Here is a 23,924-nt window from a genome sequence, read left to right as displayed (position 1 = left end):
AGCGGAAGGAGCACTCGGAGCCGCAACCGAAGCCGGCGCAGGAGCTGGTGCTGTTTTTGAAACTCCAGACGGAGCCGAGGTTTCAACTATCTGCGGCAGATATTTGAGACCGCTCAGGTCGATGCCCTCAACGCCAACCTCAAACTCAACGCCGTCGACGTAAATCCTGAACCTCTGGACCGTCGGTGGCATCATGGGTGCTCTCCTTCCCTCTTTCCTTGCCCTAAAAAACTCAAGGGCCACCTGCGGGAAGAGGCAGTACGTAAGAACGTCCTCCTCTTTCTCCAGATAGCCGAGTTCCCCAAGCTCCTTCCTGCATTTCTCCAGCGCAGGTTCTAGCAGGCTCCCGGGTCTTTCCTTTATTGGCTCCTCCTCGCCGAGAACGCGCCTCTTGAGTTCGGGGTTTATCTCTCCCGGCGGCCTACCGTAGAGCCCCCTGATGTAGTTCTTGACTTCCTCCGTTATCCTCTCGTACCTCCCGAAGAGAACGTTCAGGACTGCCTGAGTGCCGACTATCTGGCTTGTCGGGGTTACCAGCGGCGGCCAGCCAAGATCCTCCCTAACGCGCGGAATCTCCTCCAGAACCTCTTGGAGCCGGTCTAAAGCTTTCATCTCACTGAGCTGGTTTATCAGGTTGGAATACATCCCTCCCGGAACCTGGTACTTCAGAACGTAAGGGTTCACCATGAGGGCCTCTTTTCTTAGAAGCCCCGAGTACTTATCGTCGAGAAGCCGCTTGAGGTAGCGCGAAACCTCATGGATAAGCTCCCTGTCCAGGTGGCTTCCAACGGCCTCTGGAAGGGCGTGCCAGATGGTCTGTATCCCCGGCTGGGCAGTTCCGAAGGCTAGGGGGCTTATGGCGGTGTCTATGTAGTCCGCTCCAGCTTCGACTGCCTTGAGGTACGTTGCGACGGCCATTCCAGTTGTGGAGTGAGTGTGAACGTTGACCGGAACGCCATAGGCCTCTTTTATCTCGCTCACCAGCTCGTAGGCCTTCCAGGGGGTGAGCAAAGCTGCCATGTCCTTTATCGTTATGACGTCAACGTCTAGAGCGAGGAGCTCCTCGGCCTTTTTCATGTAGTACTCCAGTGTAAAGACTTTCCCGGTGGTGTAGGCTATCGCCCCCTGAACTTCGGCCCCAACCTCCTTCGCCTTTCTTATCGCAACCTCCATGTTCCTGACGTCGTTGAGTGCATCAAACACCCGGAAGATGTCTATCCCGTTCCTGTGGGCCAGCTCGACGAACTTTTCAACCACGTCGTCTGGATAGTGGCGGTAGCCGACTACGTTCTGCCCTCTGAGGAGCATCTGAAGCTTTGTCTTCCTTATATGCTCCCTCAGGAGCCTCAGCCTCTCCCAGGGGTCTTCGTTCAGGTAGCGTATACAGACGTCGAAGGTTGCCCCTCCCCAGACCTCCATCGAGTAGAAGCCTATCCTGTCCATCTTCTCGGCTATTGCAATCATATCGTCCGTTGTGAGCCGGGTTGCTATCAGTGATTGATGAGCATCTCGAAAGGTGGTATCTATAATCTCGACCTTTGCCATCCTCTCACCCCAAATCCGAGTTGGAGAAGGAATTATATTTAGGTTGCGGGGTCAGAACACAAGATGGAAGAAGAAAAGTTCAAATGAGCCCTTCCGCCTTTGCGGCCTCTTCCGGTTCTTCGTTGCGGTGTATTACCCTTATGAGGGCCTTTATCAGTGGCTCCGGGTTCTCGCGCTGGAAGATGTTTCTGCCAACGACTGCCCCTGCTCCTCCCGCCTCAACGACGTCGTAGACCACCCTCAGGAAGTCCAGGGGGTTCTCGGCCTTTGCTCCGCCGCTGAGGAGAACGGGAACGCCGGCGGCCGCATCAACGACCTTGGCAAAGGTCTCTCTTGAGCCCGTCCAGTAGGTCTTTATCATGTCCGCTCCGCTCTCGACCGCTGCCCTGGCACCGTACATCACGACGCGGTAGTCCTCCTTTTTGCCGTATTTCTCGTTTATGTAGGGCCCGCGCGGATAGGCGAACTGCACAACGGGGAAGCCCAAATCATGGGCGTAGCTTGCTATCTCGGCGAACTGGCGCATCATGACGTCTTCCTGTGGGGAACCCCAGTAAACGGTCGCCGCTACCGCGTCTGCGCCGAGCTTTATCGCGTCCTCGACGTAGCCAAGCTGGCTCTGGAGGAGCTGCTCGTCCTTCGGACGGAGGTTGGTCTTGCTGGTGAGCTTTATCATCAAGCCCCTCTCGGGCTTCACATCGTTTCCGGCTATCCTCGCAAGACCCGGGAGCATCATGACGCCATCAACACCCGCCCTCATGACCTTTCTGATGATTATCCTTGGGTTTACGTGCTCCCAGTGCTCCTCGAAGTCGGTCGGCCCGTGCTCAAAGCCGTGGTCCATCGCAAAGATGAGCGCCCTTCCGTCCCTGCGGAAGAACCTTCCCAGGCGCCTCCTAATCCCAACGTTCTGGTATGCGTCCATACTAATCACCGGGAGTGATATATGAGTTGGAAGATTTAAGGTTTTCCTTGATGGAAAGTTGTTTAAGGTCTTCGGGCGAGTTTCGGGTGGTGGTTTGATGGGCGAGGGCAGGGGAATCAGTGTGGGCATCAGGGTTATCAGGCTTGACGAGGTTGATTCAACGAACGACTACGCGAAAAAGATAGCCCGGAAAGTTCCCGAGGGCACGGTCGTCCTTGCAAAGAGGCAGACCGCCGGCCGGGGCAGAAAGGGGCGGAGATGGGAATCGCCCGAGGGCGGTCTCTGGATGAGCGTCATTCTGAAGCCCCAGCGTGTAGACCCCAGACTGGTCTTCGTCGGGGCGCTGGCCGTCGTGGACACGCTTTCCGAGTTTGGCCTCTCCCCCGGGATAAAGTGGCCCAACGACGTCTGGGTTGCTGGAAGGAAAATAGCCGGAATTCTGACCGAAGGGAGGGCCGGCGAATACACCGTTCTGGGAATCGGTTTAAACGTCAACAATCCCACCCCCCCTGAGCTCCAGGGGGATGCTGTCTCCATGCTGGAATTAATCGGGACTCCACTGCCCCTGGATAGGGTCCTTGAGAGGCTTCTCTTCCATCTAAACGCCTGGTACAAGGTTTTTAAAGAACGTCCTGAGCTTATGATGGCCAAAGTCCGTGAGAGAACGTTTATCCTCGGGCGGACTGTGAAGATTATTCAGGATTATAATGTTCTAATAGGTCGTGCGGTGGACGTTTTAGATGATGGGTCGCTTTTACTCGACATTGACGGACAGTTAAGGAGAATTTTGTACGGGGATGTTTCGTTAAGGTTCTTCTAATTTTTTTGACATTTTGACGCAAATCTGCCCGGAAAGTTAATATACTTACAGTCTGTAGCCTTATATCGCTGTCGTTCGAATTTCGGAGGAGGTGCTCCAAATGGGGCTCCTGAGGAAATACCTGGACTACCCTGTTCTGTGGAAGATACTGTGGGGTTTAATTCTCGGTGCAGTTTTTGGACTGATAATGGGCTACCTAGGCTACGCAGAGTTCGTCAAGACCTACATCAAGCCACTGGGTGACCTCTTTGTTCGCCTGTTGAAGATGTTAGTGATGCCAATAGTTCTGGCGTCACTCGTCGTCGGTGCCGCCAGCATCAGCCCGGCAAGACTCGGAAGGGTCGGTGTGAAGATAGTGGTCTATTACCTTCTCACGTCGGCCTTTGCAGTGTTCTTTGGCCTGCTGATGGGCAACCTCTTCAGGGTCGGAACGGGTATAAGCCTGGGAACCGGCGAGGGAAAGGCCATCGAAGCCCAGCCTCCTTCCCTCGTAAAGACGCTCCTCAACATAGTGCCAACGAACCCCTTCGCCTCCCTGTCCAACGGTGACGTGTTGCCGGTGATATTCTTCGCCATAATCCTTGGCATAGCCCTGACGTACCTTATAAACAAGGATGACGAAAGGCTCAAGAACGCGGGAACGACGCTCCTCAGGGCATTCGATGGCCTGGCCGAGGCGATGTACATCATAGTCGCTGGCGTTATGCAGTACGCGCCGATAGGTGTCTTTGCCCTCATAGCCTACGTCATGGCATCCCAGGGACTTAAGGTCGTCGGTCCTCTTGCCAAGGTCGTCGTGGCGGTTTACGTCGGCCTCGCCGTGCAGATACTGCTGGTGTACTTCGTCCTCCTTAAGGTATTCGGCATCGACCCGCTCAAGTTCCTCAAGAAGGCCAAGGATGCCATGCTCACGGCCTTTGTCACGAGGAGTTCCAGCGGAACCCTTCCGGTTACGATGCGCGTTGCCGAGGAGGAAATGGGCATTGACAGGGGAATCTTCTCGTTTACCCTCCCACTCGGTGCCACAATAAACATGGATGGAACCGCCCTCTATCAGGGTGTCACGGTTCTCTTTGTCGCCAACGCCATCGGCCATCCGCTCACACCCAGCCAGCAGCTCATAGTGGTCCTAACAGCCGTTCTGGCCTCAATTGGAACTGCCGGTGTGCCCGGAGCTGGAGCCATAATGCTTGCCATGGTGCTCCAGAGTGTTGGCCTCGACCTCACCGCGGGAAGCCCCGTTGCCCTGGCCTACGCCATGATACTGGGAATCGATGCAATCCTTGACATGGGCAGGACGATGGTAAACGTCACCGGTGATCTGACAGGAACCACCATCGTGGCCAAGACGGAGGGAGAGATAGACCTCTCCAAGTGGGAGCAGTAATTTTTGGTTCTTTCTGCCCTTTTCTTGCCTTTTGTCAGGTTTTTCTTTCCCTACTTCTGGGATAAAGTTAAATACTCCGATGCGGCGCTAGTTACCAGTACAGACGGAATGGAGGTAGTGTGTAATGAAGAGACTGCTTGCGGTGCTTTTCGCCGCAATTCTACTGACACCTCTCATCGGCCCGAATCTGGGCCTTGCGGAGGATTTTCAACCTAAAACGTACAAGCAGGACTTCGTTTTTACAATAGTTGTCATGCCCAACGGGAACGCCAACATAACCATGAAGACGGTATGGCTTGAGCCGAAGGACGAGATACAGAAGCAGATAGAGCAGATTCTCAACGAGACTCAGAACGGCAACATGACCCTTGAGGAGGCCATAGCGAAGTTCGAGGAGGAGCAACTCCAGCGGTACATTCAGAGCCTTACGCAGGCCGGCATGAGCCTCACCAACGAAAGCGTGAAATCCTACGGTATCGAGGAGGGCGACAACATAACGATAGTCTTCAACGCCATAGCCCTCAACTTCTCCAGATACTACTCCTACGGTGACTACTGGGAGGTTCACCTCGATCCGACCAGGGGGTACGCGACGATAAACGTCCCCGATACGGGACTTCCGTTTGCGGTTGACATAAACAACACGTTCATCATAAAGCTCCCCGAGAACGCAACCCTGTTGGAGTATCCGAAGGCCTTCGCCCAGCAGTACAACGCGAGCAAATTCTTCGTAACGTCCCAGGTCGAGGGGGACACCGTGATAGTGAGGTCTTACATATACCTCGAACCCTTCCTGCCCCCCGATGGATACAACGCGCTCTTTGGAAGCTACAAGGACTACTACATCCGCTACAAAGCGCCCTACAAGGGTGAGGAGCAATACCAGAGCAGCGTAATGAACGAGTACGTCACCCTGGATATATACAACAATGGAAGCGTCAGGCTTCACATGAGGGACGAGTACATAGAACCCAAGTCCGAGGTCGAGGCTAGGAAGGCCGAGATAATCTCCTATGGCGTTGAGAACGTCACGGAGTACATACTCAGGACGTACTCAATAGCGCTCGGCTACAGGGGGGCCCTGGTTGACGACGGAAAGGTCAAGATACTCGGCCTCAACGAAACCGACGCTCCCCTGATAATAGACGCCGAGTACATGCTCAGAAACTTCACGACCTTCGAGAACGGTTCCTACGTTTACCAGTTCGACCCGACGCTCGGCCTCAGCAACGGGCTCACCGACAGGCTGGAATACGCGGTTAACCATACGCTCTACCTCACGATAAACCTTCCCGATGGCGGGGAGTTCCTTGAGGTTCCGGACAACATAAGCGAAGAACTCAACGGCAACAGGCTGATAATGACCGTCGTGAAGGAAGGCAACAGCCTGAAGATAACCTCCCACGTTTTCCTCCGCTACGGAGCACCGGCTGAAGATGTAACCAAGATGCTCTCCAACCACACCACCGCCACGGTGAGGTACACTATTCCAGGGGAGAAGAGCGGAGGCCTAACAGAGACCCAGCAGATGGCGGCGGTTGTGGCCGCGGTTGTTCTTATAGCCCTCGCGGTGTTCTTCTGGAAGAGGCGCTGAGCCTCTCCTTTTTCGATATCCATTTAAACCTCGAACCCCAACACTTCTGAGGTGATAGAGGTGACCCGCAAGCTCTACTACGAGGACGCCTACCTCAAAGAGGCCAAGGCGAAGGTTCTGGAGGTGAAGGACAACGCCCTCCTCCTCGACCAGACGGTTTTCTATCCGACCGGTGGCGGCCAACCCCACGACAGGGGGACGATAAGCGGAGTCGAGGTTCTCGACGTCTACAAGGACGATGCCGGCAACGTCTGGCACGTCGTTGCCGAGCCCGAGAGGTTCAAGCCCGGGGATGAGGTCGAGTTGAAGATAGACTGGGACTACAGGTACAAGCTCATGAGAATACACACTGCCATGCACCTGCTGGAGCACGTGCTGAACCTTGTACTCCCCGGCGAATGGGAGCTGTACGGCAGCGGAATGAGCGTCGAGAAGGGCCGCTACGACATCCTCTACCCGGAGAACGTGAACCAGTGGAAGGAGCAGATCATTGAGACCTTCAACAGGCTCGTCGACGAGGGCGGAGAGGTAAGAATATGGTGGGAAGGGGAAACGCGCTACACCCAGATAAGGGACTTCGAGATCATTCCCTGCGGCGGAACCCACGTGAGGGACATAAGGGAGATAGGCCACCTCAAGAAGTTCAAGCGCTCCAGCCTTGGGAAGGGAAAGCAGAGGCTGGAGATATGGCTTGAAGGCTAACGCCTTCTCGCCATTATTACGATTATTCCAATGCCGGCAGCGATGGCGAGCGCCCCCAGGAGGACGTCAGGAACGCCCTTCTTCTCCTCCCATGGAAGGGGTTCCCTTCCGTAAATTTCCATTCCGTAAAGTTTCTTGCTTGGAAGGCCGATGAACCGCTCGGGAAAAATCGCCCTGCTCCCCACGTCTATACTCAGGAATTCCCGGCCCCACTGGTAGATGTACAGGGTTCCCTGGACGAAGAGAACCTCAAAGCGCGAGGGCCCGGGTGTTAATCCCGCGCCACAGGCTTCTCCACCGTCTATCCTTGCACAGACGTAGCCGTCCTTGACGTAAATCCTCTCCATCTTTCCGTCGGGAGTCGTGTACTCAAAGAGGGTGAAGTTTCCTCCATCCCAGAAGGCCTCCCCGCTCAGGTGGAGGTATTCCCTCGGCCAGCAGCTCTGTGGGTGATAGCCGTCCTCGTAGGTCGGTATGAAGCCCAGGCTTTCCCTCTGCGGGAGAAGGGCGAGGGCGTAAACCTCGCTGATGTAAGGCGCCGCTTCTCCCCTCAGAGTGACCTCAATCCGCCCGGAGGCGTTGATCGGTAGCCACCACACGCCGTCCCAGGCCGGCCTCGGGCTGACCGTGGTGCTGGAATCGCCGGTTTTTATCAGAACTTCGAGGGGCAGGTCGAGGACGTTGCTTCCGTTCACGTAGGGGCGGTTCGATGAGAAGTATATGGCCTTGACATCGAGGGGGCTTTCCAGAAAGTAACCGTCCCCGCGACTGTGAAGGGGCATCTTAACGATGCGGTACCTCCAGTCCGCGACGTAGTACTCCTCGCCGCAGACGTTGGGACTGTAGATGGGTTTGGCAGTGATGTTCATCGGACAATGGGCTTCGATTGTTATCCTGACGTGTTTCCAGTCAGAACTCACCACAGGCGGCGAGAGGTTCCGCAGGTTAAGAATCCCCGAGCCGTTGGCGAAGAAGGAGGCGGTTTCGCTATTTTCAGGGCCGAAGAAGGTGAGGAAAATCCACTGGGGGCAGGGGGAGGTGTAGTTCATCTCAATGTCTTCGATGACTTGGTATTCCCTGCCTGGAACGTCTATCGTGGTCTCCCACGCCAGAACCGGCTGGAGAAGCAGGAATGCCACCATAACTAACGCGACGCCTCTCATGATTATGCCTGTAAGTTTTGACGATATAAACTTTTCGGGTTAGTAATATCTCCGCGACTGCGGGCGTGGAGATATTTCGATTAAGGCATTCAAGCTTTCTCGAAGACGTAGAAGTACCTCTCCAGGCTCTTGTGCACCCTCTGGTAGTACCTGCCGAGCGTTCTGAAGCCTATCCCCTCGGCCTCGGCCTTTCCGTCGAAGTCCGCCGGAAACGCTATCGCCAGCCTGCCCCCGTCTTCGAGGACTTCATAGATGCTCTCTAAAACCCTTCTGTACAGTTCGTCCCTCTTCCTGCCGGCGAGGGTCGCGGAGGTTCCATAGGGCGGGTCGGTGGCGACGGCTTCGAACTTTTTATCGAACAGCTCCCCCAGCCTTGTTGCATCCCCGAGCTTCAGGACGTAGTCCTTTATCCCGTAGTGCCGCAGGTTCATCTCCGCGCCTTCCACCATCTCCGGCCTTATATCGACCCCATAGACCCTCAGGCCGAGAAGGCCGGCCTCCATTAAAATACCACCGGCGCCCATCATGGGGTCGAGGAGTTCCCTCCTCGCCTTTGTGAGGTTTACCAGAGCGCGAGAAACCCTTGGGTGGAGGGAAATGGGCCTGAAAAAAGGCCTGTGGTGGGCCTTTCTGCCCTCGAAGTCCTTGGGGTCAAAAAACCTGAGCCTTATTCCAGCGTAGAGCTTCTCGCCGCAGTAAACCCTCACAAGGGTGTCAGGCTTTGAGAGGTTTACCTTGAACCCCTGGGCGTGTATGACGGCGCCGAGCTTTCTGGGGAGGTCGAGAACGTTGTGCCGGCAGTTGGCCATGGTCTCCGTGTCCACCTTGAAGGTTCCTCTTATTGGCCACTCGACCTCCCTGGCCTTATCGAGGAGCTCCTCCACCGAGTTGGCCTCCACTATAAGCATGCCGTATTCATGGGCAAGGCCGAGTCTGTTCAGATAGGGAAGGGCCTTTTCATTCGCGTCCACTTTGAGGAAGAGGTAGTCCTGACCCGCTATCCTTCCACCGGCTAGCTCCAGCATGGCCTTTACCTCGTCCTTTGCCATCTCTGGTAGATTTCCGAGTATCTCAAGGTAGAGCATGGTTGGAGCTTTTCGGAGGGGTTTTTAAGTTTGTTCCCCCCTCCAGCAGTTCCTCCAGGAACTGGTTCACGTCCCTCACGTCCCGCCCCACCATTACGAAGCCGAACTCTCTTCCGTATCTCCTCCGGTAGTTCTCGACGAAAAGGCCGTCGTTGATTGTATCCCCCACGTAAACTCCCCTTTCGCCCTTCACGAGCTCCCACAGTGCCCGGGGGTCCGGTTTGAGACAGCTCTCCCTTGTAACGACGTTCTCAAAGCGGAAGCCGATTACCCGCTCCGCCAGCTTCATCTCAAGGGCGCTCCTTCCGGTGACGACCCCGAGTTTGAAGCGGGCCGACGCTTCCTCCAGGAGGTTTCTCCTCACAATCGGCCTCTCCCGTTTCCACAGCCCCGGGAAGTCAAAGAGCCTCCCCGGATACTCCCTTCCTAGGTAGAAGGTGTTGAAGACCCGCTCGATGCTCCCGCCGAAGACCTGGAATCCGAATCTCTCTCGAACCCATTCTATCGTTCCCCCCTCAGGGAACTCCTCGATGAGCTCTTCAGCCCTTCCTGAAAGGGCGAAGAGTATCAGAGCCTCGCTGACCTTGAAATCGTCGCCGAAGGAGCCCTTCCTCCTGAGCTCCCGGACCCACTCGGGTTTTATCTCCCTCTCAACCCCGAACAGCCTGAGGAAGTACTCCGACGTGAGCTTGGTCGCGACATCGTAGCTTTCCCCCACGTCTATCAGCACACCGTCAATGTCGAAAACTACCCACATTCCCTCACCTCCAGAAACTCCCTGAGGGCTTCGATCAGCTTCCGGTTCTCCCATTTCCTTCCGACGGTGACCCGTATGTGGCCGTCGAGCCTCCCCGCGAGCTTTCTGACGGCTATGCCTTTCCCCAGAAGGAACTCGTAGGCGTTCAGCCTCATCAGGAGGAAGTTCGCGTCGCTTGGATACGTGAACTCCCGGAAGACCCTCCTTATCCGCTCCCTCTCCTCGATTATCTTCGCCACGCGCCTCTCCACGAGGTCGTAGTGCCTGAGCACGACCTTCACCGCCGCCGTGGTCATTACCCCGACGCTGAAGGGCGACTTCACCCGGTAGAGGGCATCAACGATTTCCCTGTTCGCCAGAAGATAGCCTGCCCTCACCCCGGCCAGGCTGAAGGCCTTGGAGAAGGTCCTAAGCACAATCAGGTTGGGGTACTCCTCGATGAGCCTCCAGAGGGTTTTTCCGGCGAACTCTGCATAGGCCTCGTCGAGAACCACCGCCGTCCCCGTGTCGAGGACTTTCACTATCTCCTCCTCCGGCTGGAGGTTGCCTGTGGGGTTGTTGGGTGAGGCTATGAAGACAACGCTCGCATTTCCGGCCTTTTCCGCTATGGCGTCACCGTCCATCGTAAAGTCCTCCCTCAGGGGGGCCTCAAGGACGGGAATTCCGTTCAGCTTTGCATAGAAGTAGTACATGCTGAAGGTCGGCGGTGTCGTGACTACATAGCCTCCCTCGAAGAGCCTGACGAGATAGCTTATCAGCTCATCCCCCCCGTTTCCCACCGCAACGTTCTCCGGTGAGAGGCCGTAAAAGTCCGCTATGGCCTCCCTGGCAGGCATCGAGGTTATGTGCGGATAGCGGTTGAAGGAAAGCTCTCTCAGCTCCTCAAAGATTTCCTCCTTCACCCAGCCGGGAAGGTCGTAGGGGCTCTCGTTCTTGTCGAGCCTTACAGGGTAGTCCCCCTCTTCAACGCGGTACGGCTCGAACGACTTCACGAGTTCCCTAACCCTCATCCCCTCCGCCTCCTCAGCTCGGCCATCACCTCACCGAGGGCAACGTCGTTGTAAACCAGCAAAACGAGCAGGTGGTAGAGCATGTCGGCAGTCTCGTAGATCAGCCGGTCCCTCGTTTCAGCAACGAGAACCTCAATAGCTTCCTCGCCGAACTTCTTGTATATCCTCTCCCGTCCTTCCTCGAACAGCCTTGAGGTGTAGGAGCCTTCGACGGGCTTTTCCTTCCGCGCCCTTATCAGCTCCTCAAGCTCCCGCAGGATTGTCAGGGAGTAGTCCACCGGGAGAACCCTCTCGGGCTCGCCGAGCTTCCGGTAGAAGCAGGAGTAGTTTCCCGTGTGACATGCGGCACCTCTCTGCTCGACTATCAGGAGCAGGGCATCGCTGTCGCAGTCTATCCGGACTTCCTTCACCCTCTGGACGTTCCCGCTCACCTCGCCCTTCATGCGGATTCTTCCCTGCGAGCGGGAGTAGTAGTGGGCATAGCCGGTCTCAAGGGTTTTCCTGAGGGCTTCTCTGTCCATGTACGCGAGCGTTAAGACTTCCCCCTTCGTGTCCTGAACGACGACTGGAACGATTCCACCGTTCTTTTCCCAATTTACCTCCCCAATTAGCTTGTTAACTCTCATGCTACCACCTCAGTAGTCCAGCCTCACGGGGATTCCCCTCTCGGCCAGGTACCCCTTCAGCTCGCCGACGGTGTATTCCCCGTAGTGGAAGATTGAAGCCGCAAGAGCCGCTTCAGCCCCAGCCTTAAAGGCCTCGTAGAAGTGCTCCGGTTTTCCAGCTCCGCCAGAGGCTATGACCGGTATATCAACCGCCTCCGCGACGGCCCTCGTCAGGGGTATGTCGAAGCCCTCCTTCGTTCCGTCGGTGTCCATGCTCGTGAGCAGTATCTCGCCCGCGCCCAGCCCCTCAACCCTTCTCGCCCACTCGACCGCATCAATTCCCCTCGGCTTCCTTCCGCCGTGGGTGTAGACCTCCCAGAAGGAGCCGTTCCACTTGGCGTCGATTGCCACCACGAGGTTGGCGGTACCAACTATCTCGGCAATCTCCCTCACCAGTTCCGGCCTTTCAACCGCCGCCGTGTTGATGAAAACCTTATCTGCCCCTCGCTTGATTATCTCCCTCGCCTCCTCAACAGTCCTTATGCCGCCGCCGACCGTGAAGGGGACGTATATCTCCCCGGCTATCCTCTCGACCAGCCCGAGCAGGATTTTTCTCCTTTCGTACGACGCCGTTATATCGAGGAAAACTATCTCGTCTATTCCCTCCGCCTCGTAGCGTTTCGCCAGCTCTACCGGGTCGCCGGCGTCGCGTATGTTCCTGAACTTTATCCCCTTGACGACCCTTCCGGCCTTTATGTCCAGGGCCGCTATTATTCGCTTGGCGAGCATTTCGCCACCTCCAGAAGCTCCTCAAGAGTAACAAGGCCCTCATAGAGAGCCTTTCCAACCACTACCCCCGAGAAGCCGGCTTTCGCAAGTTTTCCTACGTCTTCGGCGCTCGACACTCCCCCGGCGTAGATGAACTCCCCGCTTTGCCAGAACCTCTTGATTTCCTCTATTCCCGTCAGCGTGCCGTCCCTCTCAACGGAGGTGTAAATAAAGCGGTTCACGTAGGGTTTCAGCGTTTCGTAGGCTTCTCTAACCGGCATTCCACTTTCAAGCCAGCCCCTCACGGCTATCCTTCCGTTCCGCGAGTCGAGGCTGACCGTTATGCCTTCAAACTCTTCGGTTATCTTCCCAAGGAAGCGCAAGTCGAGGGCCTTTGTGCCTATTATGACGTTCTCCACGCCGATTTCGTAGGCCTTGGCGATGGCTTCATAGCTCCTGAGTCCTCCGCCGAACTGAACCCTCAGCCCGGTCTCCTCGATTATTTCCTTGACAACGTCGAGGTTCCGGGGAAAGCCTTCAAAGGCCCCGTCCAGGTCAACTATGTGGATTTTGTCCACGAGCTCGGCGAACCGCTCAGCTATCTCAACCGGCTCGCCGTAGACCCTGACTTCCTCCCTCCTCCCCTTGTAGAGCCTCACCGCTTTTCCGCCCATCAGGTCTATCGCGGGATAAACCTCCATTCTAAAGCCCCCTGAAGTTCCTCATCACGGTAAGCCCGTTTCTCCCGCTCTTCTCAGGGTGGAACTGGACGGCGTAAACGCTGTCCCTACACACCGCCGAGGTGAAGACGACTCTCTGCCCCTTTGACTCGTAGTCGGTGACGCCCGCAACGATGTCCTCCTCCGGAACCGCGTGGTAGGAGTGGACGAAGTAGAAGTACGCTCCATCTTTAATTCCCTCAAAGAGGGGGCAGTCCCCTTTCTTCCAGAGCTGGTTCCAGCCGATGTGCGGCGTTCTAACGCCCCGAAACCTCACCACGTTCCCTCTGAAGACCCTCAGGCCCGGCTTCCCCAGGCTTTCCTCGCTCCCCTCAAAGAGCAGCTGAAGGCCGAGGCATATTCCCAGGAAGGGCTTCCCGTCGTTTATGGCATCGAGTATGACGCCCCTGAGGGGCTCAAGCCTGTCCATCACTGCCCCGAAGTTTCCAACGCCGGGCAGGACTATCTTTTCAGCCCTCTCTATCTCGTAGGGGTCGCCGGTTATCCTTCCGCCGAGGGCCTTCCTCACGTTGGCGAGGTTCCCTATGCCGAGGTCAACTATCGCTATCACCCTCACACCTCCAGCAGGCCCTTCGTGCTCTCAAGCTTCCCGCTCTCCCGGACTGCCTTCCCGAGGGCGACGCCGAGGCCTTTGAAGACGGCCTCGATGACGTGGTGGGCATTGACCCCGCTCAGCGTTTTCACGTGGACCGTTGCCTTCAGCGACCGCGCCAGCCCCCACAGGAACTCCCTCACAAGGGCTTTCTCAACCCCCTCCTCTTCCTCCTCGAAGGACAGTTCAAGGTTCACGTAGGGCCTCCCCGAGATGTCCACCGCCACCACCACGAGCGCGTCGTCCATCGGCATCACCGCGCTCCCGAAGCGGGCGAACTTCCCCGGGAGCTTTGAGCGAAGCTCCTCTCCGAGGGTTATCCCGACGTCCTCCCACAGGTGGTGTCTGAGGTCGTAGGTGGCCTCTACTTTCGCCTCCCGCCCCATGTAGAAGAAGAGGGCGGTGAGGAGGTGGTCGAGCACCCTGTCGCCCGTCTCGATGCTCCCTTTCGAATCAAGCTCGACCGTTACGTCTGTCTCCCTCGTTGTTCTTCTCATCTCCTCACCTCCATGCTCCTCCTGTGGTAGTTCATGCCCTCTATCTCGGCCAGCCTCAGCCCCAGCTCCCTCTCCGCGAGGAACTCCTCCCTGCTAACGCTTGCGAGGCTTATCGGCTTGAGGAAGTCCCTCACAGTTAAGACGCCGCTGAACTTCGCCGCTCCTCCGGTTGGCAGGACGTGGTTGACGCCGAGGAAGTAATCAGCGGCTGGAACCGGCGTGTAGGGGCCTAGGTAAATCGCCCCGGCGTTTTCTATCCCATCGACGAGCTCCATCGGTCTCTCCGTGATTATCTCAAGGTGCTCCGGCGCTATCTCGTTGGCCTTCCTAACGCACTCCTCTAGGCTCTCGCAGAGGACAACCTCTATTCCGTCACGGGAGCAGAACTCCGCGAGTTCCCCTGAGGTCGTGAGGAGCCAGGCTCTACTGTCCTTCCCGTGCTCCAGCTGGCTGAGAAGGTCGGCCAGAACATACTTCTTCTCTGCCGTTTCGTCCGCTATCACCGCTATCTCCGACGGCCCGGCGAGGCTGTCTATGCCAACAATTCCGAAAACCTGCCTCTTGGCCTCGTTGACGAACCTGTTTCCGGGGCCGAATAGTTTGTCCACCTTCTTCATACCGACCCCGTAGGCCATCGCGCCTATCGCCTGGATTCCACCGAGCTTGTAGACCTCGGTGATGCCGAGCAGTTTTGCAACGTAGAGGACGTAGGGGTTCACCTTTCCGTCCTTTGGTGGGATTGTGACCGCTATCTCCTTAACGCCCGCGATTTTTGCTGGAACTGCCACCATCATCAGCGTTGAGGGTAGCGGTTTTCCGCCGGGTACGTAGATTCCTATCCTCCTTACCGGGCGGTAGATTATCCCGTAGAGGGAGCCGTTTTTGATGAAGAGCCGTTCCCTTTCCATCTGCCTCTCGTGGTACTCCCACAGGCGTTCAACGGTGCGGAGGATTATCTCCCTGTCCCTCTTGGGAATGCTTCGCGCAGCCTCCTCGAACTCCTCCTTGGTCACACGGAACGGGCCGGCGTAGCCGTCGAACCTGAGGGAGTACTCCTTTACGGCATCATTACCTCTCTCCCGGATGTCCCGCAGTATTCCGGCGACGTATCTCTCAAGCTCAAAATCCATCCCTAATCACCTCCTTAACCTTCCACACGAGTTCGTTTATCTCCTCGAACTTCGTTTTCTGGGCTATTCTGTTGACGAGTAGCAGGGCGGAGACGTCCATTATCTTCTCCACCTCGACCAGACCGTTTGCCCTCAGCGTGTTTCCGGTCTCGACTATGTCCACGATGGCGTCGGCTATCTCTATCTTTGGGGCCAACTCGATGCTCCCGTGGAGCTTCAGGATTTCCACCTCAACGTCGAGCCCCTCAAAGAACCGCCTCGTTATCCCTGGATACTTGGTGGCTATCCGGTAGCCGTCCATATCCTCAGGCTTGACGGTGCTCTCAGCCGGCATGGCCAGGCTCAACCTGCACTTCCCGAAGGGCAGTTCAAGGGGTATGAGGACGTCGCTTCCGCGCTCCTCCACCACATCGCTCCCGGAGATGCCGACGTCGATTCCGTACTCCACGTAAACGGGAACGTCAAAGGCCCTTGCAAGGAGAACCTCGTAATTACCGACCCTTTCGATGAGCCTCCTCTCTGCTGGGGGTATCAGCTCGATTCCAGCCCTCTGGAGGATTTCGAGAGAGCCAGGAAGAAGCCGCCCCTTGGGGAGGGCGAACCTTATTGGGGAGCCGTTGGAACGCTTCATTCACTCCACCTCCACCGGGATGCCCATTCTCACGAGCCTTTTTGCCTCGGCAAAGACTTCTCTTGCATCTCCGCTCAGCTTTTTCCGGTTCCTGTCCCCCCTCTTTCTGAAAAGCCTTGAAAGCGCCCCCATATCAAAGGCAAAGCCAAAAGCCGGCTTTCCCTTGAAGGTGTACTCCCCGCCTCCTCCGAGGGGTTTCCCGAGTTCCGGAGAGTATACCTCGAAGAGTACGTCGCGGTAGTACGGGAGAGGCCTGACTGTGCCGAAGTCTATGAACAGCCTTTCGTCATCAACCGCCTCGACTATTCTGTCGAGTTTTCTATAGCCGCTCTCCTTTCCCCAGAAGTTGAAGAGCCTCCAGAGCTCTTCCTTCTTTTCCACGCTTATCGGGAGGCGCTCTATTATCTCAAAGTTCCTCCTCACGAGCGCCCTGTAGATTTCCTTCCGGAACTCCTTCACGTCTTCGGTGGCCTTTTCCCAGACCTTCAGACTTCCGATGTCTATGTAGAACTCCTCTATCCCCAGGGCTTCGAGGGAGGTTATGACCGTGAGGAGGACTTCCGCAGCCATCTTCGTAACGTCCCCGCCGATGTACTCCACTCCAGCCTGCCACTGTCCCCTAATCCCTCCGTCAAGAACCTCGCTGATGTAGTAGAGCTTGAGCTTCTCGGGCGGCTCCTTGATGTTCTCCAGTATCTGCGAGGTTATATCGGGTTTTATGACGTAGAACCCGTTGTTGTAGGCAAACTTTGTCCCCTTCCTCAGGTTCTCGCTGTACTCCTCAATAGCCGGGAGGAAAACCTCGCGGTAGCCCCAGAGTTCAAAGGTTCGTCTCAGAAGCCTTCCTACTTCCGACAGCTTCTCGGACTCTGTCAGTAAGCCCTTTCTCACGCTAATCCCTCCAATTTGGTTTCCAGAATAGCCTTTGCTGGGGCTTTTGGGTTGTAAAGGACATCAGAACAGACGATGATGACAGTAACTCACCGGAAGGAGCGGTATCTCTGCGCTCAATGGGTCAAACCTTCGAATTTTTTTCGAATTCTCTGCGGTCATCTCTGTCACCTCCATTATGCCCGCTTCTGGTTGGATGTTTAAAACGTTATTCGAAAATTTTCTGTCAGATTTGCGGGGATTCAACCTTTTTATCGGCGTATATCCAATCACCGCGGGCAGATGTGGCTTGTATATGACGGAATGATAACGTTGACCTTCAGCAACGTTAATGGAGAAGCTACGGATGAGTTCAAAGTTATCGCCGAGAAGATGGGAGAGGTCATCAAGAGGCCGAACCTAAACATCGATGAGATTTACGAGATAGCCATGCAGGCGGAGCTGGTCAGCGAGAAGCTTTATAGGGAGCTGGCCGGTTACGCCGCCACCGAAAAGACGAGGCTCATCCTCGAGATGCTCTCGGACATGGAACGCAACCACTACAACATCCTGAAGAAGCAGTATGATTACATAACCCGCTATCCCGACATCTACAAGGAGGAGTTCTACGACCAGCTGATGAAGGACATAAACTTCAACTTCTGAGGCTCCCGTCCGCCTGTTACTTTTTTCTGTATTTATTTTTGATTTTAATGGCATGACTTTGTTTTCTGCGCTATGTGATCGTTTCACCAGAACTCCCGAACACCGAAAGGCTAATAAATTGTAAAAACGTAACATCATGTGCAGAACCCCCATTTGGGGGGCGATGGATTTTGGGCAGTTTTCGTGCCTTGGGGGAGGTAACATGAAACGGTTGGCGGCGGTTCTAGCTCTCCTTCTATTGCTGGCGCCTCTAACTTCGGCAACTCCCTACTGGTTCAAAGAGGGCATCTACGCCAAGTACGTTTCCCGCTCTCCGGCGAACAGCGGGCCCGGGGCAAATATTGGAGGGGGGAATGTTATACAGATTCCCTGGGAGCAAAACGGCTCTATCAGCTATTACTGCCCCTACGTCGAGCTCACGTGGCGCGTTCTCAAGGTCACCGGCGATAAAGCCCAGGTTGGTGTTCTGCTTCAGGGGATTAACTGCACGAGGAAGGTCGTTAAGGTTATGGACGAAGAGACCGCCAGGGAACTTCTCCGGCAGTATCAGGAGAAATACAGCTTCAGCGGCGGGGAGTGTGTAAGGATAACCTCCGAAACCGGAAACGTTACGGTGTGCGAGGATAGCTACACGGAGCAGACTGAACATTACAGGGCGGGTTTGGTGGTAGTTGAGGGCAGGGGCAACCTCTTCAACGACTCGTACATACCCGAGAACTTCACCCGGAGCGGAACTTTCGAGCTTGACCTGAAAACGGGCGATATCTACGTCAACGGAATTTACGAAGGAATGAACTTCTTCTGGACTGAAAGCCCGGCCAACGTTACAGGGCTTGAGATACTGCCCGGCCTGAAGGTGGAGACGGTCAAGATGATAAACTCGACGGCGATGACCTACTACGGCGACTTCAACGCCCCGGTCTATATGGCCTACACGAACATGATGAACCTCAACGGGACCGTCGGGAAGGATGTTATCCTCTACGACGGGTCGAGCGGCTTGGCGATAGCTTTCTTTACGCCCTTCAGCCCCGTGTGGAAGGCCCTCGGCATAAGCAACGCCGTGCTCCAGGATACGGAGTTCGCGAGGGAACACGAGGAGGATATCAAGAAGGGCAACAAGATGCCGCCCTTCGGTCTTGCTCTGGCAGAGACCAACATAGACTTCACCCAACCGGCGGAGCTCCCCGAGGAGGGCCCCTCGAAAACGGCCATCATGGCCGTGGCTGGAATCGTTGTCGTCCTTGGTGTGCTTGTCCTCTGGAGGTGGAGGCGGTGAAGGAAATCCTTCGCTGGGAGCTCCGCTCCCCTTTAAATCTGGCCCTCGCCTCCGCCGGGGCCGTTCTCGTTGGAACCGTGATGAAGAGGTACTACCTCACCTGGAGCGCGGGTTTCCACGGGGGGCCGTACGGGGTTGAGATACTGGGTTCAATCTTTAGAGAGGCCTTCACCGGCGACGTTTACCTGCTCTTGGCGATACTGGTTCCCTTCATCATAACGCTGGCCGTGAGGCTGGAAAGGGACGAGGGCGTAGCTCTCTCAGTCTATTCCCTCCCCGTTTCTAGGGTTAAGATACTCCTCGCTAAGTTTCTGGCGGTGCTCCTAGTTCTCTTTCTCTTCCTTCTCTCGGTTCACGTCCTCGTCTTTGCCCTCCACTTCGCGGCCACTCCCGATGCAGTGACCGGAGTTCTGAGGGTCTACACCGTCCCAATGGTGTTCTTCTACCTCGCGGTGCTGTTCTTTATGACCTCGGTTGCGGCGGTGATAGCGATAGCATCACCGAACACCTACGTCTCGATTTTTGGGGGCTTCGTGGCACTATACCTTCCCATCTTCCTGGGAACAACATGGTACGGGCCGGTACCGTGGCGAAACCTCCTCGTGGACTACAAGTCGGCCACAATCTCGATCCTGAGCGATCCAGTGTTTTCCTGGGGTTTTCTGAGACTGACCCTTCTTCCGGCGCTGGTGCTGGTGGCTCTCTATCTGCTCATCGGCTGCTGGAGGGACGTGAGATGAGGCTCTTTCGAGCGCTCCTCCTTGCCCTTATGCTTCTCTCCCTGGTCTCCCTGGCTCTGCAGTCGAACCTCAAGCCGAGCGACGTTCACTACAAAACCGCCTTCGTGGCAGGGCGGGAAAGAAGCGCTGTATACATATCTTCAATGGCCTCGGTGAAGCTCTACGCCGTTGGAACTGGTGAGTTCAGGATACGGGACGTCCAGACTGGGGAGGTAATATTCACCGGGGAGGTGAACGGCAACAGAGCCTTCACGCTGGTCTTTCCCCACCCCGGCTTTTACGAGTTCAGCGGGAACTCCACTCAGGGCATCACCATAACGATAACCCCCGTCGATGTTGGGTTCCCTGGAGAGCAGAAGTCGGCCCATCTATGGGCTTCGGCGGCCTTCGGCGGGCTTCTGGCACTGACGCTCATCGGAGGTGTCAGAAAATGAAGGCGATAATCGAGGCTGAGAACCTCCACAAGTACTTCGGACCGATAAAGGCCCTCCAGGGGATTACGGTGGAAATACCGGAAGGTCTGACCCTGATACTTGGCCCAAACGGCGGCGGAAAGAGCACCTTCATGAAGGTCTCGCTCGGCCTATATAGGCCAACGAAAGGAACCGTGAGGCTCCTCGGAAAGGACCCCTGGCGCTACCCTGAGACGAGGGAGAGCATCGGCGTGGCCTTCGATCCCGGCAGGTTTCCCAAGCTCACCACGGGGAGGGAGTGGCTGGAGTTCATAGCCCGGGCGCGGGGCGCGAATCCGGGTGATGTCGAAAAGGCGGCCAGGCTCTTCGGCATTGAGGAAGCCCTCGACAGGAGGATAGACGGCTACTCCTCCGGAATGCTGAAGCGCCTCTCCCTCGCGCAGGCCTTCGTGGGGGAACCCGAGGTTGTGTTCCTCGACGAGCCGCTGGCCAACCTTGACTTTGAGAGCGTCCCCGAGATCGTCGGCATAATCAAAAGATGGAAAGAACGGGGCAGGAGTTTCGTCATCATAAGCCACATATGGGAGCCCTTTGAGGCGCTTGCCGACTATGGGGTGGTCATCAGCGGCGGAAAGGTTTATCTGGAGGGGGAATTCGGGCAGATAACTCAAGACATAGCGAAAATGTTCCGGCCCGTGGGAGATAACAGGGGTCGGGATTTGTGATGGGCTTATCCTCCAAACTCCCCGTTCACCGCTATCCAGCCGACATAGATTAGAAAGGCCAGCACGGCGTACTCCAGCAGTGCCGCAAGCCTCGAATGGCCTCTCTTTTCCACCTTCTTTGCCAGCATCCCTATTCCTGCGTAGGTGTGGAGGAGAAGGAGGGAGACAAAGCCGAGCTTGATCGCTCTGCTCAGGTGTATAGTCTGCGAGAGTGGAAACGTCAAAACTCCCAGGGATGCGTTTCTCGCGGCTTCACTCGTCAGCCCGTAGCCACTGATGACAAGCAGCCCCGCCAGAAGGAGCAGGGGCAGGGAAGTCCACTCGACCAGGGTTAGGGCGGTTTTTGCCTTCATCTCCTCACCTGCCGGGGGATGAACCGTCGGTTATGTAAGCGTCGTCGGGATAGCCGGCGCTCTCCCAGGTGCCCTTGAAGTCATAGCTCACAAGTTCAATTTTCGTAAGGTACTTTATCCACTTGTAGCCCCACCTTCCGGGGGCGACTATTCTGGGTGTTATTGGCTCGCCGTTGAACTCATAGGCTATGATGATGTTCTCGTCCCCCATCACCGTGTTGAGGTAGAAGTCCGTGGTGAATCCGTCACTGGCGTAGAGGGCCACCTTGTACGCCCCGCCCTGTGGGCCAGCGAGTTCAAGAACGGTCTTCAGGGGGACGCCCTTCCATGTCCCGTTCTTCCTTACCTTTCCGGGTTCGCCGACGCAGTAGAGGGGGGCTTCCACGTTCTTTGCCGGGAGTCTGGATAGCTCATCGTAGGTGATGTTGTACGACCTCTCGACCAGACCGGTGACCTGGATGATGCTCCCTGTCAGGACGGTGTAATCGTCAACCGGCCCTCCCCTTTCCTTTCCCGCCAGAAGGTAGGTGCCGCCGATTAGGAGAAGAAGGACGAGAACCGCAAAGATTTCTTTTTTCATAAACCTCACTAATTTGGCTTCTCTGCGGACATATAAAAGGATTCCTGGGCACATCTGCCCAGTCATTTCCTTTTCAGCACCACGAACTCCCTGTAGTCCATCACCTTGACGAAGCCCTTTCTTATATAATATGAATAAGCCTCAAGCTCAGGGAACGTTATAACGTACGCCTCTCTACCAAGCTCCTTGAGGCGTTGGGTCGCAAACTCCAGCAGCCGGGAGCCGTATCCCTTGCCCCTGTATGTTGGGTCAACCATGAAGAACTCGATGAGTCCCGTCTTTCCGTCCTTGATTTCGTCCGGCACCCACCAGACGTTCTTGCCTTCAAGGTTGTAAACCAAGGCCACGGTGCCGGTTATTCTGCCCTCTTCGTCCCTCAGTATGTAAAGCTCGTCGAACTCTTTCCCCAGTCTGAACTCAAGGAACGGCTCGTAGACTTCCCCGAAGCCTTCGAAGTCATCGATGCTTGGCTTCTCCTCCACCCACTCCAGTGCAGGGTAGGCCCCCTTAGTGCCCTGATAAACTCGAAAAACAAAGTGGAGCAGTTCGTCCTTAAGCGAGAGGGGCTCTTGAACCTTTTCGATACTCATACCTGTCCACCAAAGGTTATTATGCCCGAGTTCCTAAAGTTTTTTGGTGGTGTTATGAACGAACTCCAGGCTTTGGCCTTGGCCCTTGAGGTTGAGAAGGCCGAATTGAAGTTCTACATAAGGCTGGCCAAGAAGGCCGAGGACAATAGGGCGAGGAGGATGTTCCTCTTCCTTGCTATGGAGGAGGCCGACCACTGGGAGCTGTTCGAGGAAAAGTTCGTCGAGAAGCTCATAGAGAAATGCGAACTCCCCGCAGTTGACTTGGTTGCCCTTGAGAGTCTTCTTGTGAAGGCCGATGAAAGAAATCTGAGTGAAGTGGACGCAGTGAGAATAGGTATGGAGCAGGAGAAAAAGACATGGGAGTTCTACGAGAAGGCCGCGAGGGAGGCGGAGCACGAGGACGTTAAGCACGTGTTTGAGGAGCTGGCAAAAATCGAAAAGGCTCACTACGAGCTTTTGAAGGCCCAGTATGATTCCGTCATGAAGACCGGCATCTGGATGGACTACCAGGATTTCAGCCTTGAGGTGGATTAAATTCCGACCGAGATGTGGGGTGTGAACTGAAAGAGCTGGGCTCCTGTTCCCTGCTTTTATCCAATTACATGTCTCGTGGGAACGTCATGGCCTTTATAATCTCGGACAAAACGTCAGGTGCTTCCAGTAATTGGAGGTCAGGTCTTTTACGGAGCTCCCCGCGCAGCCAGTACGAATGCTCCACCCCAACAAGTACCAGCATTTTGCCGTCCTTTCTTCCTTCATTTGCTTTGATGATCTGTTCCAGAAAATGCTGATTCCATTTTTCCCATGCCCTTCTCTCTTTATCCCCGAATAATGAGTTCTGGTACCTGCGCTTGATCTCAAAATGACGGTCTGTCTCGTGAGAATTGACATCAAGGACTGAACTCCACCAGCTAAAAAGCACCCCATACAGGGCTTCCACGTAGAGCTTGAAATGCTCCAGCGCGGCCGGGTTATTTTTCTTCACGTCTTCCATAGATTCCCTTGCCATCCCTATCAATTCCGAATACTTCGGTTCGGGTGGTTCAAGCGGGATGACCTCACAGTTTAGTTTGTCAATCAGGGGATAAACGCTTTTCTGGTATTCCTGCTTTATCGTCTGCGGTGTCCTGCTTTCAACGTCGGACGGCGTCAGTTCAACGGCAAGGACATCCGGTGAAAAACTCCAAATTATATTCGCCAGGTGTTCATATGTGTAGTAATCCACGTGGCCATGAAACTGGTGCAGTGTGGAAAGAACCATAACTTTCATAATACCACGTCCGAGCTGGTGTAGAGGAACGGCACTATATAAGGCTTTGTCTCGAAGACTATCTCTGCCCTTTTCTAAGGCTTCATTCCACCCAGACATTGACCAGCTTAACGTCCCGACCGATCTTTTTCCTGATCCTTTCGATTATCTCCGGGTCGTTGAGGTCGATAACTTTGCTCCCGGTTATCAGGTTGATATGCGGCTCGGTGTTGAGCTCCAACCTTGTCTCCCCGTCCAGCGAGAAAAGTTCGAGCAGTCCGAGCTCTTTCAGCGTCAGGACGTTGGAGTAGAGGGTGGAAAAGCTCATGGTGGGGAATTCGGCTTTGATTTCAGCGAGAACATCCTTAAGCGAGGGATGCTCGCTTCCCATTCTCTCCAGTATCTCCACCAGTTTGAGCCGCTGAGGCGTGAGCTTGTAGCCACTCTCCTTGAGCCGTTTGATGGCCTTTTCCTTCCACATGGTCTAACGTAAGCGGATGAACTTATA

General features: G+C 55.6%; 28 protein-coding genes and 1 pseudogene. 10 read left to right on the top strand and 19 right to left on the bottom strand.

From position 1 onward, the window contains the following. Both E3E37_RS04700 and fba read right to left on the bottom strand, forming a co-directional pair. Positions 1–1,545: pyruvate/oxaloacetate carboxyltransferase (locus tag E3E37_RS04700; RefSeq protein ID WP_167715173.1), on the bottom strand; the 1,545-nt coding region annotated here is incomplete at its 3' end. 79 nt (positions 1,546–1,624) lie between these two features. After that, positions 1,625–2,470 (bottom strand): class I fructose-bisphosphate aldolase, encoded by an 846-nt coding sequence (gene fba / locus E3E37_RS04695; protein WP_167715469.1) that lies wholly within the window; start codon positions 2,468–2,470, stop codon positions 1,625–1,627. Between the two features lie 97 nt (positions 2,471–2,567). On the opposite strand from fba, the gene E3E37_RS04690 reads away from it, so the two are divergent. The 4 genes from E3E37_RS04690 (at position 2,568) to E3E37_RS04675 (ending at position 6,973) form a co-directional block, all read left to right on the top strand. Beyond that, on the top strand, positions 2,568–3,290 hold the full coding sequence (locus tag E3E37_RS04690; RefSeq protein WP_167715171.1) for a biotin--[acetyl-CoA-carboxylase] ligase: 723 nt from the start codon (positions 2,568–2,570) through the stop codon (positions 3,288–3,290). A 100-nt stretch (positions 3,291–3,390) separates the two neighbouring features. Further along, positions 3,391–4,677, top strand: a complete 1,287-nt coding sequence (locus tag E3E37_RS04685) for a dicarboxylate/amino acid:cation symporter (protein WP_167715467.1) — start codon at positions 3,391–3,393, stop codon at positions 4,675–4,677. 124 nt (positions 4,678–4,801) lie between these two features. Continuing rightward, complete coding sequence (locus E3E37_RS04680; RefSeq protein ID WP_088864795.1) at positions 4,802–6,271, top strand: hypothetical protein; 1,470 nt, start codon at positions 4,802–4,804, stop codon at positions 6,269–6,271. Between the two features lie 60 nt (positions 6,272–6,331). Continuing rightward, positions 6,332–6,973 carry an alanyl-tRNA editing protein gene (locus E3E37_RS04675; protein WP_167715465.1) on the top strand — a complete coding sequence of 214 codons (642 nt, stop codon included), beginning with the start codon at positions 6,332–6,334 and terminating at the stop codon, positions 6,971–6,973. Here E3E37_RS04675 and E3E37_RS04670 read toward each other — a convergent pair. From E3E37_RS04670 to E3E37_RS04615, 12 genes are all read right to left on the bottom strand, one after another. After that, positions 6,970–8,136 (bottom strand): hypothetical protein, encoded by a 1,167-nt coding sequence (locus tag E3E37_RS04670; RefSeq protein WP_167715169.1) that lies wholly within the window; start codon positions 8,134–8,136, stop codon positions 6,970–6,972. The genes E3E37_RS04675 and E3E37_RS04670 overlap by 4 nt on opposite strands. Before the next feature lie 89 nt (positions 8,137–8,225). Beyond that, the gene (locus E3E37_RS04665; RefSeq protein WP_167715167.1) at positions 8,226–9,221 is read right to left on the bottom strand and encodes a TIGR01177 family methyltransferase; all 996 of its coding nucleotides are present in this window, start codon (positions 9,219–9,221) and stop codon (positions 8,226–8,228) included. Continuing rightward, positions 9,208–9,978: an HAD family hydrolase gene (locus E3E37_RS04660; RefSeq protein ID WP_167715165.1), complete on the bottom strand. Its 771-nt coding sequence runs from the start codon at positions 9,976–9,978 to the stop codon at positions 9,208–9,210. Before E3E37_RS04660 ends, E3E37_RS04665 begins: the two co-directional genes overlap by 14 nt. Continuing rightward, a complete protein-coding gene (hisC, locus tag E3E37_RS04655; protein WP_167715163.1) occupies positions 9,969–10,988 on the bottom strand; it encodes a histidinol-phosphate transaminase in 1,020 nt (339 codons plus the stop codon). Before hisC ends, E3E37_RS04660 begins: the two co-directional genes overlap by 10 nt. Next, positions 10,985–11,614 carry a bifunctional phosphoribosyl-AMP cyclohydrolase/phosphoribosyl-ATP diphosphatase HisIE gene (gene hisIE, locus E3E37_RS04650; RefSeq protein ID WP_167715161.1) on the bottom strand — a complete coding sequence of 210 codons (630 nt, stop codon included), beginning with the start codon at positions 11,612–11,614 and terminating at the stop codon, positions 10,985–10,987. Before hisIE ends, hisC begins: the two co-directional genes overlap by 4 nt. A gap of 9 nt (positions 11,615–11,623) precedes the next feature. After that, positions 11,624–12,382 carry an imidazole glycerol phosphate synthase subunit HisF gene (gene hisF, locus E3E37_RS04645; protein WP_167715159.1) on the bottom strand — a complete coding sequence of 253 codons (759 nt, stop codon included), beginning with the start codon at positions 12,380–12,382 and terminating at the stop codon, positions 11,624–11,626. Continuing rightward, positions 12,364–13,062 (bottom strand): 1-(5-phosphoribosyl)-5-((5-phosphoribosylamino)methylideneamino)imidazole-4-carboxamide isomerase, encoded by a 699-nt coding sequence (gene hisA, locus E3E37_RS04640; protein ID WP_167715157.1) that lies wholly within the window; start codon positions 13,060–13,062, stop codon positions 12,364–12,366. The genes hisF and hisA overlap by 19 nt, the downstream gene beginning before the upstream one ends. A 1-nt stretch (position 13,063) precedes the next feature. After that, positions 13,064–13,651 carry an imidazole glycerol phosphate synthase subunit HisH gene (gene hisH / locus E3E37_RS04635; protein ID WP_371731677.1) on the bottom strand — a complete coding sequence of 196 codons (588 nt, stop codon included), beginning with the start codon at positions 13,649–13,651 and terminating at the stop codon, positions 13,064–13,066. Positions 13,652–13,653: 2 nt separating this feature from the next. Then, positions 13,654–14,190, bottom strand: coding sequence for an imidazoleglycerol-phosphate dehydratase HisB (gene hisB, locus E3E37_RS04630; protein WP_167715153.1), 537 nt, complete (start codon positions 14,188–14,190; stop codon positions 13,654–13,656). Next, entirely contained in the window at positions 14,187–15,320 is a 1,134-nt protein-coding gene (gene hisD, locus E3E37_RS04625) for a histidinol dehydrogenase (protein ID WP_167715152.1), read from the bottom strand. Before hisD ends, hisB begins: the two co-directional genes overlap by 4 nt. Beyond that, positions 15,310–15,927, bottom strand: a complete 618-nt coding sequence (hisG, locus tag E3E37_RS04620; protein ID WP_167715463.1) for an ATP phosphoribosyltransferase — start codon at positions 15,925–15,927, stop codon at positions 15,310–15,312. Before hisG ends, hisD begins: the two co-directional genes overlap by 11 nt. Before the next feature lie 24 nt (positions 15,928–15,951). Further along, complete coding sequence (locus tag E3E37_RS04615; RefSeq protein WP_167715150.1) at positions 15,952–16,842, bottom strand: ATP phosphoribosyltransferase regulatory subunit; 891 nt, start codon at positions 16,840–16,842, stop codon at positions 15,952–15,954. Between the two features lie 348 nt (positions 16,843–17,190). Between E3E37_RS04615 and E3E37_RS04610 the strand changes: the two are divergent. The 5 genes and pseudogenes from E3E37_RS04610 to E3E37_RS04590 form a co-directional block, all read left to right on the top strand. After that, positions 17,191–17,487 (top strand): annotated as a pseudogene (locus E3E37_RS04610) (ferritin family protein); the annotation flags it as partial. Between the two features lie 202 nt (positions 17,488–17,689). Next, positions 17,690–18,766, top strand: a complete 1,077-nt coding sequence (locus tag E3E37_RS04605) for a hypothetical protein (protein ID WP_167715149.1) — start codon at positions 17,690–17,692, stop codon at positions 18,764–18,766. Continuing rightward, positions 18,763–19,506 (top strand): ABC transporter permease, encoded by a 744-nt coding sequence (locus E3E37_RS04600; RefSeq protein ID WP_167715147.1) that lies wholly within the window; start codon positions 18,763–18,765, stop codon positions 19,504–19,506. The genes E3E37_RS04605 and E3E37_RS04600 overlap by 4 nt, the downstream gene beginning before the upstream one ends. Beyond that, positions 19,503–19,940 carry a hypothetical protein gene (locus tag E3E37_RS04595; protein WP_167715145.1) on the top strand — a complete coding sequence of 146 codons (438 nt, stop codon included), beginning with the start codon at positions 19,503–19,505 and terminating at the stop codon, positions 19,938–19,940. The genes E3E37_RS04600 and E3E37_RS04595 overlap by 4 nt, the downstream gene beginning before the upstream one ends. After that, the gene (locus E3E37_RS04590) at positions 19,937–20,644 is read left to right on the top strand and encodes an ABC transporter ATP-binding protein (protein WP_206204007.1); all 708 of its coding nucleotides are present in this window, start codon (positions 19,937–19,939) and stop codon (positions 20,642–20,644) included. Before E3E37_RS04595 ends, E3E37_RS04590 begins: the two co-directional genes overlap by 4 nt. Before the next feature lie 5 nt (positions 20,645–20,649). On the opposite strand, the gene E3E37_RS04585 is transcribed toward E3E37_RS04590, so the two are convergent. The 3 genes from E3E37_RS04585 to E3E37_RS04575 form a co-directional block, all read right to left on the bottom strand. Then, entirely contained in the window at positions 20,650–20,997 is a 348-nt protein-coding gene (locus E3E37_RS04585; protein ID WP_167715143.1) for a hypothetical protein, read from the bottom strand. Positions 20,998–21,001: 4 nt separating this feature from the next. After that, positions 21,002–21,577, bottom strand: a complete 576-nt coding sequence (locus tag E3E37_RS04580; RefSeq protein ID WP_240921920.1) for a molybdopterin-dependent oxidoreductase — start codon at positions 21,575–21,577, stop codon at positions 21,002–21,004. A gap of 62 nt (positions 21,578–21,639) precedes the next feature. Continuing rightward, on the bottom strand, positions 21,640–22,167 hold the full coding sequence (locus tag E3E37_RS04575; RefSeq protein WP_167715139.1) for a GNAT family N-acetyltransferase: 528 nt from the start codon (positions 22,165–22,167) through the stop codon (positions 21,640–21,642). A 54-nt stretch (positions 22,168–22,221) separates the two neighbouring features. On the opposite strand from E3E37_RS04575, the gene E3E37_RS04570 reads away from it, so the two are divergent. Continuing rightward, positions 22,222–22,701: a ferritin family protein gene (locus E3E37_RS04570; RefSeq protein ID WP_167715137.1), complete on the top strand. Its 480-nt coding sequence runs from the start codon at positions 22,222–22,224 to the stop codon at positions 22,699–22,701. Positions 22,702–22,765: 64 nt separating this feature from the next. On the opposite strand, the gene E3E37_RS04565 is transcribed toward E3E37_RS04570, so the two are convergent. Continuing rightward, a complete protein-coding gene (locus E3E37_RS04565) occupies positions 22,766–23,437 on the bottom strand; it encodes a hypothetical protein (protein WP_167715135.1) in 672 nt (223 codons plus the stop codon). 82 nt (positions 23,438–23,519) lie between these two features. Further along, on the bottom strand, positions 23,520–23,897 hold the full coding sequence (locus E3E37_RS04560) for a Fur family transcriptional regulator (protein ID WP_167715133.1): 378 nt from the start codon (positions 23,895–23,897) through the stop codon (positions 23,520–23,522). Between the last annotated feature and the right edge of the window lie 27 nt (positions 23,898–23,924).

It is taken from the genome of Thermococcus sp. ES12, from assembly GCF_012027515.1.
Taxonomy (GTDB): domain Archaea; phylum Methanobacteriota_B; class Thermococci; order Thermococcales; family Thermococcaceae; genus Thermococcus; species Thermococcus barossii.
The sequence above is the reverse complement of the archived record's forward strand: the minus strand, read 5'-3'. Positions and strand labels throughout refer to the sequence as shown.

Bases quoted from the DNA above. Each gene is read 5' to 3' on its own strand.
- hisF (WP_167715159.1), bottom strand. From the start codon at position 12,382: ATGCTCGCCAAGCGAATAATAGCGGCCCTGGACATAAAGGCCGGAAGG.
- hisA (WP_167715157.1), bottom strand. From the start codon at position 13,062: ATGGAGGTTTATCCCGCGATAGACCTGATGGGCGGAAAAGCGGTGAGG.
- E3E37_RS04570 (WP_167715137.1), top strand. From the start codon at position 22,222: ATGAACGAACTCCAGGCTTTGGCCTTGGCCCTTGAGGTTGAGAAGGCC.
- hisB (WP_167715153.1), bottom strand. From the start codon at position 14,190: ATGAGAAGAACAACGAGGGAGACAGACGTAACGGTCGAGCTTGATTCG.
- E3E37_RS04680 (WP_088864795.1), top strand. From the start codon at position 4,802: ATGAAGAGACTGCTTGCGGTGCTTTTCGCCGCAATTCTACTGACACCT.
- hisIE (WP_167715161.1), bottom strand. From the start codon at position 11,614: ATGAGAGTTAACAAGCTAATTGGGGAGGTAAATTGGGAAAAGAACGGT.
- E3E37_RS04670 (WP_167715169.1), bottom strand. From the start codon at position 8,136: ATGAGAGGCGTCGCGTTAGTTATGGTGGCATTCCTGCTTCTCCAGCCG.
- hisD (WP_167715152.1), bottom strand. From the start codon at position 15,320: ATGGATTTTGAGCTTGAGAGATACGTCGCCGGAATACTGCGGGACATC.
- hisC (WP_167715163.1), bottom strand. From the start codon at position 10,988: ATGAGGGTTAGGGAACTCGTGAAGTCGTTCGAGCCGTACCGCGTTGAA.
- E3E37_RS04690 (WP_167715171.1), top strand. From the start codon at position 2,568: ATGGGCGAGGGCAGGGGAATCAGTGTGGGCATCAGGGTTATCAGGCTT.
- E3E37_RS04685 (WP_167715467.1), top strand. From the start codon at position 3,391: ATGGGGCTCCTGAGGAAATACCTGGACTACCCTGTTCTGTGGAAGATA.
- E3E37_RS04565 (WP_167715135.1), bottom strand. From the start codon at position 23,437: ATGAAAGTTATGGTTCTTTCCACACTGCACCAGTTTCATGGCCACGTG.
- fba (WP_167715469.1), bottom strand. From the start codon at position 2,470: ATGGACGCATACCAGAACGTTGGGATTAGGAGGCGCCTGGGAAGGTTC.
- E3E37_RS04595 (WP_167715145.1), top strand. From the start codon at position 19,503: ATGAGGCTCTTTCGAGCGCTCCTCCTTGCCCTTATGCTTCTCTCCCTG.
- E3E37_RS04575 (WP_167715139.1), bottom strand. From the start codon at position 22,167: ATGAGTATCGAAAAGGTTCAAGAGCCCCTCTCGCTTAAGGACGAACTG.
- E3E37_RS04665 (WP_167715167.1), bottom strand. From the start codon at position 9,221: ATGCTCTACCTTGAGATACTCGGAAATCTACCAGAGATGGCAAAGGAC.
- E3E37_RS04580 (WP_240921920.1), bottom strand. From the start codon at position 21,577: ATGAAAAAAGAAATCTTTGCGGTTCTCGTCCTTCTTCTCCTAATCGGC.
- E3E37_RS04585 (WP_167715143.1), bottom strand. From the start codon at position 20,997: ATGAAGGCAAAAACCGCCCTAACCCTGGTCGAGTGGACTTCCCTGCCC.
- E3E37_RS04590 (WP_206204007.1), top strand. From the start codon at position 19,937: ATGAAGGCGATAATCGAGGCTGAGAACCTCCACAAGTACTTCGGACCG.
- E3E37_RS04560 (WP_167715133.1), bottom strand. From the start codon at position 23,897: ATGTGGAAGGAAAAGGCCATCAAACGGCTCAAGGAGAGTGGCTACAAG.
- E3E37_RS04605 (WP_167715149.1), top strand. From the start codon at position 17,690: ATGAAACGGTTGGCGGCGGTTCTAGCTCTCCTTCTATTGCTGGCGCCT.
- E3E37_RS04660 (WP_167715165.1), bottom strand. From the start codon at position 9,978: ATGTGGGTAGTTTTCGACATTGACGGTGTGCTGATAGACGTGGGGGAA.